The sequence below is a fragment of the Thiohalocapsa sp. ML1 genome (assembly GCF_001469165.1).
In the GTDB taxonomy this organism is placed as follows: Bacteria; Pseudomonadota; Gammaproteobacteria; order Chromatiales; family Chromatiaceae; genus Thiohalocapsa.
Map to the genome: position 1 here is coordinate 1 of NZ_JABX01000088.1, position 7,840 is coordinate 7,840.

The 7,840-nt window shown below is 69.2% G+C and carries 4 protein-coding genes and 1 pseudogene; 2 read left to right on the forward strand and 3 right to left on the reverse strand.

The window, feature by feature from the left end; genetic code table 11:
• Window positions 1-779: 779 nt before the first annotated feature.
• Window positions 780-1,853, forward strand: coding sequence for an Rpn family recombination-promoting nuclease/putative transposase (locus tag ML01_RS26105; protein WP_058558304.1), 1,074 nt, complete (start codon window positions 780-782; stop codon window positions 1,851-1,853).
• Window positions 1,854-1,943: 90 nt separating this feature from the next.
• A complete protein-coding gene (locus ML01_RS26110; protein WP_058558305.1) occupies window positions 1,944-2,921 on the forward strand; it encodes an Rpn family recombination-promoting nuclease/putative transposase in 978 nt (325 codons plus the stop codon).
• Between the two features lie 130 nt (window positions 2,922-3,051).
• Here ML01_RS26110 and ML01_RS26115 read toward each other — a convergent pair whose 3' ends face one another.
• From ML01_RS26115 to ML01_RS26125, 3 genes and pseudogenes are all read right to left on the reverse strand, one after another.
• Complete coding sequence (locus ML01_RS26115; RefSeq protein ID WP_058558306.1) at window positions 3,052-4,236, reverse strand: DUF3322 domain-containing protein; 1,185 nt, start codon at window positions 4,234-4,236, stop codon at window positions 3,052-3,054.
• Window positions 4,233-7,619, reverse strand: a complete 3,387-nt coding sequence (locus tag ML01_RS26120; protein ID WP_216819287.1) for an ATP-binding protein — start codon at window positions 7,617-7,619, stop codon at window positions 4,233-4,235. Before ML01_RS26120 ends, ML01_RS26115 begins: the two co-directional genes overlap by 4 nt.
• 7 nt (window positions 7,620-7,626) lie before the next feature.
• Window positions 7,627-7,840 (reverse strand): annotated as a pseudogene (locus ML01_RS26125) (hypothetical protein); the annotation flags it as partial.

Below are 7,840 nucleotides of genomic sequence, written 5' to 3' on the forward strand. Positions count from 1 at the left end.
GCTTGCCGGGCCGTCGCCGTGCCGTCGCCGTGCCGGCCGTCGCCGGGCCGGAGCCGGGCCGGAGCGCCGACCTCCAGGTCGGCTCTTCGCCAGCACATCCCGCTCTGTCGCCGTGTTGACCTGGAGGTCAACACTCCAGTCAACACTCCAGTCAACACTCCAGTCAACACTCCAGTCACTCCCGTCAACACCTCGGACATTAAATGAAGACTACGAGAGCGACAGTGACGGAAGCCCGATCTCATGTGCTCCGCAGCCAAGCGCTTGCCGGGCCGTCGCCGGGCCGTCGCCGGGCCGGAGCGCCGACCTCCAGGTCGGCTCTTCGCCAGTGCATCCCGCTCTGTCGCCGTGTTGACCTGGAGGTCAACACTTCCATGACCGCAGCCCATGCCCGGGCGCGCCAATCCCGATGAGGAACCAACCGACCGGAGAGCCGTGTGCGGGAGAACCGCACGCACGGTTCGGAGGGAGGGGAGGCGCAAGCCTCCCCTACCCCTATCCAGTCGGCGCCGGCGCGGTCTCGAGCCCGCTTGTCGGGCATACCTCAGTTTGAGAGTTTGCAGATGAGTCAAGTGTACGACGACACCTGGGGGAAGGGCCGAGGGCCGAGGGAGCCATCCTCGGCCCTACAGCCGCCGCGCTCCGTAGCAGCCCCCGCGCGCTGGTCGGAGTGATGATCAAGGCCGGGATGGGCATCGCCGACAGACAAGCCCGTGTCGCTGGGGAGCCCCGCAGACGCGCTTCGGGCTATGCTTACGCAGCCAGCCCCGGAGGCGCCCATGCCCGCGCACGATCCGTCCTACAAACTGTTGTTCTCGCACCGCGCGCTGGTGGCCGACCTGCTGCGCGGCTTCGTTCGCGAGGACTGGGTCGGCGCGCTCGACCTCGGCACCCTGGAGCGCCCGCGCGAGAGCGGCGTCAGCCTCGATCTGCGCGAGCGCGAGGACGACCTGATCTGGCGCGTGCGCTGCGGCGAGCAGTGGCTCTACGTCTACCTGCTGCTGGAGTTTCAATCCACCGTCGACCCGCTGATGGCCGCCCGGCTGCTGACCTATATCGGCCTCCTCTGGCAAGACCTGGCCGCCGCCGGCGCCATCCCCGCCGGCGGCCCGCTGCCGCCGGTGCTGTCCATCGTGCTCTACAACGGCGCCGGCCCCTGGCGAGCCGCGACCGACCTGGACCACCTGCTGCCGCCCGAGCTGCCGCGGGGCCTGCGCACCTGGCAGCCGCAACTGCGCTATCTCCTGCTCGACGAGCAGGCCCCCCAGGACGCGCCCCTGGCCGAGTCGGCCAACCTGGCCGCGGCGCTGTTTCGGCTGGAAAGCAGCCGCACGCCCGCGGACATCCAAGCCGTGGTCGGGCGCCTGATCGAATGGCTCGCCGCCCCCGCGCACGACAGCCTGCGCCGCGCCTTCGTCGTCTGGCTCAAGCGCGTGCTGCTGCCGGCCCGCGCCCCCGGCGTCGAGCTGCCCCCCGTCAACGACCTACAGGAGATGCATGCGATGTTGGCCGAACGTGTGAAGACCTGGACCGAGGAGTGGAAACAGCAAGGCTTGGAGCAAGGCCTGGAGCAAGGCCTGGAGCAAGGCCTACAGCGAGGCCTACAGCAAGGCCTGGAGCAAGGCTTGGAGCAAGGCCTGGAGCAAGGCCTGGAGCAAGGCATTCTCCGCGGCGAGGCCAAGCTGCTGCGCCGCCAACTGCTGCGCCGCTTCGGGCCGCTCCCGGCCCTTGTCGAGGCGCGGCTGGCGGGCGCCGGCGAGGCAGAGCTGGAGACCTGGGGCGAGCGGCTGCTCGACAGCACCAGCCTCGCGGACGTCTTCGCGGAGCCCAACGGCCCGGGCCAGGCGGATTAGCGCGATGAGGCGTTCGCGCCGGCGTCGTTTCGCGGGAGCCCCGCAGACGCGCTTCGGGCTATGCTTACGCAGCCAGCCCCGGAGGCGCCCATGCCCGCGCACGATCCGTCCTACAAACTGTTGTTCTCGCACCGCGCGCTGGTGGCCGACCTGCTGCGCGGCTTCGTTCGCGAGGACTGGGTCGGCGCGCTCGACCTCGGCACCCTGGAGCGCCCGCGCGAGAGCGGCGTCAGCCCCGACCTGCGCGAGCGCGAGGACGACCTGATCTGGCGCGTGCGCTGCGGCGAGCAGTGGCTCTACGTCTACCTGCTGCTGGAGTTTCAATCCACCGTCGACCCGCTGATGGCCGCCCGGCTGCTGACCTATATCGGCCTCCTCTGGCAAGACCTCGCCGCCGCCGGCGCCATCCCCGCCGGCGGCCCGCTGCCGCCGGTGCTGTCCATCGTGCTCTACAACGGCGCCGGCCCCTGGCGAGCCGCGACCGACCTGGACCACCTGCTGCCGCCCGAGCTGCCGCGGGGCCTGCGCACCTGGCAGCCGCAACTGCGCTATCTGCTGCTCGACGAGCAGGCCCCCCAGGACGCGGCCCTGGCCGAGTCGGCCAACCTGGCCGCGGCGCTGTTTCGGCTGGAAAGCAGCCGCACGCCCGCGGACATCCAAGCCGTGGTCGGGCGCCTGATCGAATGGCTCGCCGCCCCCGCGCACGACAGCCTGCGCCGCGCCTTCGTCGTCTGGCTCAAGCGCGTGCTGCTGCCGGCCCGCGCCCCCGGCGTCGAGCTGCCCCCCGTCAACGACCTACAGGAGATGCATGCGATGTTGGCCGAACGTGTGAAGACCTGGACCGAGGAGTGGAAACAGCAAGGCCTGGAGCAAGGCATCCCCCACGGCGAGGCCAAGCTCCTGCGCCGCCAACTGGTGCGCCGCTTCGGGCCGCTCCCGGCCTGGGTCGAGGCGCGCCTGGATAAGGCGGGCGAGCCCGAGCTGGAGACCTGGGGCGAGCGGCTGCTCGACAGCACCAGCCTCGCGGACGTCTTCGCCGAGCCGAACGGGCCGGACACGACGGAGTAGGGCGATGCGGCGTTCGCGCCTGCGTCACGGCAGGCCGATGGCTGCTGACACTGGTCCCGTCGCTCTGGCGGCAGATTCAGGATGGCAGCAAGGCGGTGGCGACGCAGGCGGTCCTTGTCGGTGTGGCCAACTACTCGCCGCCTCTGCTGCGCACCCGCGCGCTCAACCAGCCGAAACCGACGCGCTCCTGCTCCAGCCTTAGCCCGGGCTGGAGCCGATCGAATCTGAGATCGTCATAGACGCCTGCCTCTTCCGTCGTGAGACGCAACAAGTCGTGGCGCACAGGCTCGGGCTCCTCGCCCCAGTGCCGGCGATGTGCGAGTAGTGTCTCCCGGTCCATGAGGAAAGACGCCACATGCGGAAAGCAGCCACGCAGTTGGTCGAGGATGGCGAAGCCATGCGTGTCGATGTCGCCCCAGTAGAGCAGCCGGCATCGATGCAGCCACGCGGCGCGCGCCAGCGCCTCCCAACCATAGCCGGCGCCAAAGACGACGATGGCTCGCGCAGCCGGCGGGAAGGCGAGAAAGTTGGTCTCGTTCTCGGTGATGAAGACCCGCTCGATGGGCAATGCCAGCGCCGCAAAGCTGGCGGCGTCGAGCGTGATGTCGGCCGGCCCCGCGCAGCCGGGCAAGCCCGGCAACCCCGGGTCGAGCAGACGGAATCGCATCCGCAGCGGCTTGTCCAGGAAGCCGAAACGGCGCGCGAACGCAGCGACGCCGGTCGCTCCGCTCTCGATGACCTCGGGTGGCAAACCCAAGTCCAGCAACTCGGCCAAAACACCCCGGTGGGCCTCGATGAACTTGCTGTCCACCCCGGGCGTGTCCACCTGGCGCAGATACACGCCGGGCCGCGGGTGGGCTTGCAGCCACGCGACGACGGCCAGGAGGCGTTCCCAACGCTCGGCCAGGTCCAGCGCTTGGATCGGTCGCCGGGACAGCCACGCCAGAAGCATTGGCTGCGCGGCTGCCGTCTGCTGCCACAGGGCCGCGAAGCGTTGCGCTTGGCGAGTCTTGCCGATGAAGACCAAGGCGTCCTGCAGGGTGTCGAGCCAAACGGCTGCAGGCAGACGCTGCGTCCCTTGGACGCGGTGGTTCCACTCCCGCCATTCGATCCGAACCTGCGGGGTGTCGGCGATGGCGCGCACCCAGTCGCGCACCGCCTCGAAGCGATCGGACAGGTCCGCGGCGCCGGGCGCCTTCAGGTGCAGGCGCAGGGGCGTTGGGGCGGCGTCCGCGACCGTCGCTCGCAGCAAGTCGCCACGATCCCACAGGCGTTGGACCCGGGCGCGCAGGTCGGCCGGCGTCGTCCAGCTCATGCTCTCGCGACGCCTCCGGTCGCCTTTGCGTCGGCTCTCCCTTCCGCCTTCTGTGCCCGGTACTCCTCGATCGACAGACAGCGCAGCCGCGAGTCGCGCCCGCCCTCGTTGTGCACGAAGCCGACGCTGGACACGAAGGGCTCGATGATGTGGATCTTCTGCAGCGGCGTGACGATCAACAACTGCAGGTTGAGCTGCTGGAACAGGCGCAAGCCGTACTGCGCCGACTCGTCCGACCCGCGCCCGAAGGCCTCGTCGATGACCACGAAGCGGAACGACCGCGACCGCACGGCGCCCCACTCCAGCCCGAACCGGTAGGCCAGGCTCGCGGCCAGCACGGTGTAGGCGAGCTTCTCCTTCTGGCCGCCCGACTTGCCGCCGGAGTCGGAGTAGTGCTCGTGCTCGGCCCCGTCGGCGCGCCAGCGCTCACTGGCCGAGAACAAGAACCAGTTGCGCACGTCGGTGACCTTGGCGCTCCAGCGCCGGTCGGCATCCGACAGTCCTTCACGGCCCCGGAAGCGGTCGATGATCGCCTTGACTTGCAGGAACTTGGCTTCCGAATACTGTTCGTCATTCGATCCCGTCAGCGCGCCGGAGGTCGCAGCGCGCAGATCCTGCTGGAAGTCGCGGATCTCCGCATCCGGGCTGGGCTGCGCAACCAGCTTGATGTACCGGCCGGGGTTGTAGTCGATGGCTTGGAGCGACTGGTTGATGAAGTCGACGCGCTCCTTGATCGTCTCCCGCTCGCGGGCGAGCTGGGCGTTGAAGTTGGCGATCTCGTTGATGGTGTTGACGTTGAGCAGCTCCTTGAAGCGCGCCTCGAAGCGCGGCAGGTCATCGCCCTTAAGGCCGACGAGCATGCGCTCGTACTCGGGCAGCGCCGCGAGTGCAACGTCCATCTCGACGGTCTCGGCCTTGAACTCGTCCTTGAAGCCGCGCATGGCATTGACGATGCGCTCGGTCAGACGGGCCAGGCGCTTGTCCTCGGCGTCGATGCGTTCCTGCAGCCACTTGCGCACCTCCTGCTCGCGGTTGTCGCAGGATTCAACCGTGAGTTGATGCTCGCCCAGCGCCTGCGAACACCAGGCGTCCAGACGCTCGATTTGCGCCTCGGTCAGCGGCGCATCGGCCCAAACGCTGCCGGCCTGATCGCGCATCGCTTGCGCCGTTTCCCGCTTGCTCTTGACCTCGCCGCGCTTGCCCAACGCGTCGGACCGTTTGACCTCCAGCTCGCCGAGTCGATCCTGCACCGCCTTGAGCTGACGGCCGAGCTCTTGGAGCGCGTTGGATGCGGCTTCGAGCCGTGCGCGTTCCTCGGCGAGCTCGGCAATCCGGCGAGCCAGGCTCATCCAATCGATGTCGGCAAAGCGCGCAAATTCTTCCAGCTTGCTCAGTGCATCCAGTCGGCTCCGCAGCTCGTCGCGCGCCTGTTGGATGTCGCCGATGCGCTGCGCCAGGGTCGCCAGCCTGGCCTCCAGACGCTCGCGCTGATCGCGCAGGGCACGCAGCTTATCGGCATTGCTCCAACCGAGCACGTAGCGGCTGCGGTCATCGATACGGCTACGGTCATCCTTCTCGTGGCGCCCGCTCGGGTCCTTGATCTGACCGGCACGCGTGATGGCGCGCGCCTCGCGACGGAACTGCTCGCCCGTGTCGCAGCAGGCCACATCAAAGCGGCTGCGAAGCTCCTGCTCCAGCCACTCGTAGTGCGGCGAATCCGGCTTGATGACCAGCTTGCGCACCAGCGACTGCGGATGCAGAGCCGCGCCCCGGGCAGCCCTGCGCGCACGCACATGGAAGTACACCAGCCGGGCACCCAGATGCTGGCGGTCCACCCAGTCCGCCACGGACTTGTAGTGCGCGTCAGGAACCAAGAGCGCGAGGCCGAAGCCACGCAGCAGCCGCTCGGCGGCGCCTTCCCACTCGCGCTCGTCGTCACGCACCGCGATGAGCTCGCCCGCGAAGGGCAGCTCGTCCTCGCCGATGGACAGCGCCGCACACAGCGCATCGCGGATGCGAACCTGGGCGGCGTCGATGTTGCTCTTGCGCCGCTGGAGGCTGTCGATCTCGTCCGACAACGCAGCGTGCTCCTCGCGGCCCTTGCGGAACGCAAAGTCCTCCTCGCGCTCGCGGTTGTCCAGGTCGGCGATGCGCTCGCGCAAGCCCTCGGCACGCCGGGTAATGCTCTGCTGCTGGGCGAGGAAGCCGGCTTCATCGGCCGGCGCCGCCTCATCGATGCGGGCCAGCAGGGCTTGGAAGCGGTCCGACTTCTGCTGGCGTTGAACCTTCTCCTGCTCTAAACGCCGAATGTCCGCCGCCAACTCTTCCAGGCGGTCGCCGCCGTTGTCTCGCAGCGCCCGCTCCAGACGGCCGACCTCGATGCGCTCGGTCTCGCGCTGCGCGTCCAGGCGCTCGATCTGCACATCGAGCCGGGCGGCCTCATCCGCCAGCAACGCAAGGCGGCGGTCCAGCAGCTCGCCCTTGAGCCGGGCGAAGTACGGCCGCAGCGCATCGCGCCCATCGCGCCAGTCCTGGATCGCCGTGAGGAGCGTCTGGTGGCGCCGGCCCTCGGCGACCAGCGGCGTCAGCAGCTCGACCTGGCGCTTGGCCTTGAGCACGGCCTGATGTGCGCGGTCCAGGTCATCGAAGTGGCGGATCAGCGCCTCGATGCGGCTGCCCACGTCGAAGGGCTCCAGCATGTGGCTGCGCACGAAGTCGGTGAGGTTGCCCACCGATTTCATCGAGACGGTCTGGTGGAACAGCTCCAAGGCCTGCTCGTGCTCGATGCCGAAGCGCCGGCGGAACCAGGCCCCATAGGGCGGGAAGCTGTCGAACAGCTCGCAGCCGGCGCCGCGCAGCCGCTTGCGCAGGGTGTTGATGTCGCCGCCGTTGACCGCGAAGTCGTCGGCGATGGTCAGTGCCCGTTCGCTCGCCACGAACAGGCGCGCGGGCTGGCCCTGCGGGTCCTTCAGCCAGAAGACCTGGGCCAGCGTCACCGCCTGGTCATAGCCCTCGTTTTGGAAGACGCCGAGGATGACCGAGTAGCTCGACGCATCGCGCAGCGCCACCGGCCGGGCACTGCCCGTGACCTCGTTTCGCTCGCTCTTGTAGTGGCCGAGCACATAGGAGCGCAGGGAGCGCTCGCGGGCATCCGCCCCGGCGGCCTTGTTGTAGGCCACGCGCTGCGCCGGCACCAGCAAGGTGGTGATGGCATCGACCAGCGTGGACTTGCCCGAGCCGATGTCGCCCGTTAGCAGGCCGTTGCGCCCGTCGAGCGCGCAGCGCCAGACCCGCCGGTCGAAGGTGCCCCAGTTCAGCACCTCCAGCCGCTGCAGCCGAAAGCCCACGCGGCTGTCGTCGGCCACGAAGTCGAAGGCAAGCATCGGCGCCTCAAGCATCGGCCGCGCCCTCGGGTGTCGGCTTATCGGCGGCTTCGGCGGCATCGGCGGCATCGGCGGCATCGGCGGCTTGGGCGGGTGCCGCGGATAGCGCCGTGCGGTAGACCTCCGCCCGCGCGTCGAGCTCCGCCAGCCACTGCGCCTCGACAAAGGCCTTCAGGATGCGCCGCACCTCGTAGTGGCCTCGGTTCTGGCCCGTCGGCTGG

Coding starts and splice junctions, on each gene's coding strand:
- ML01_RS26105 (WP_058558304.1), top strand. CDS start 780: ATGCCCGCGCACGATCCGTCCTACAAACTGTTGTTCTCGCACCGCGCG.
- ML01_RS26115 (WP_058558306.1), bottom strand. CDS start 4,236: ATGAGCTGGACGACGCCGGCCGACCTGCGCGCCCGGGTCCAACGCCTG.
- ML01_RS26110 (WP_058558305.1), top strand. CDS start 1,944: ATGCCCGCGCACGATCCGTCCTACAAACTGTTGTTCTCGCACCGCGCG.
- ML01_RS26120 (WP_216819287.1), bottom strand. CDS start 7,619: ATGCTTGCCTTCGACTTCGTGGCCGACGACAGCCGCGTGGGCTTTCGG.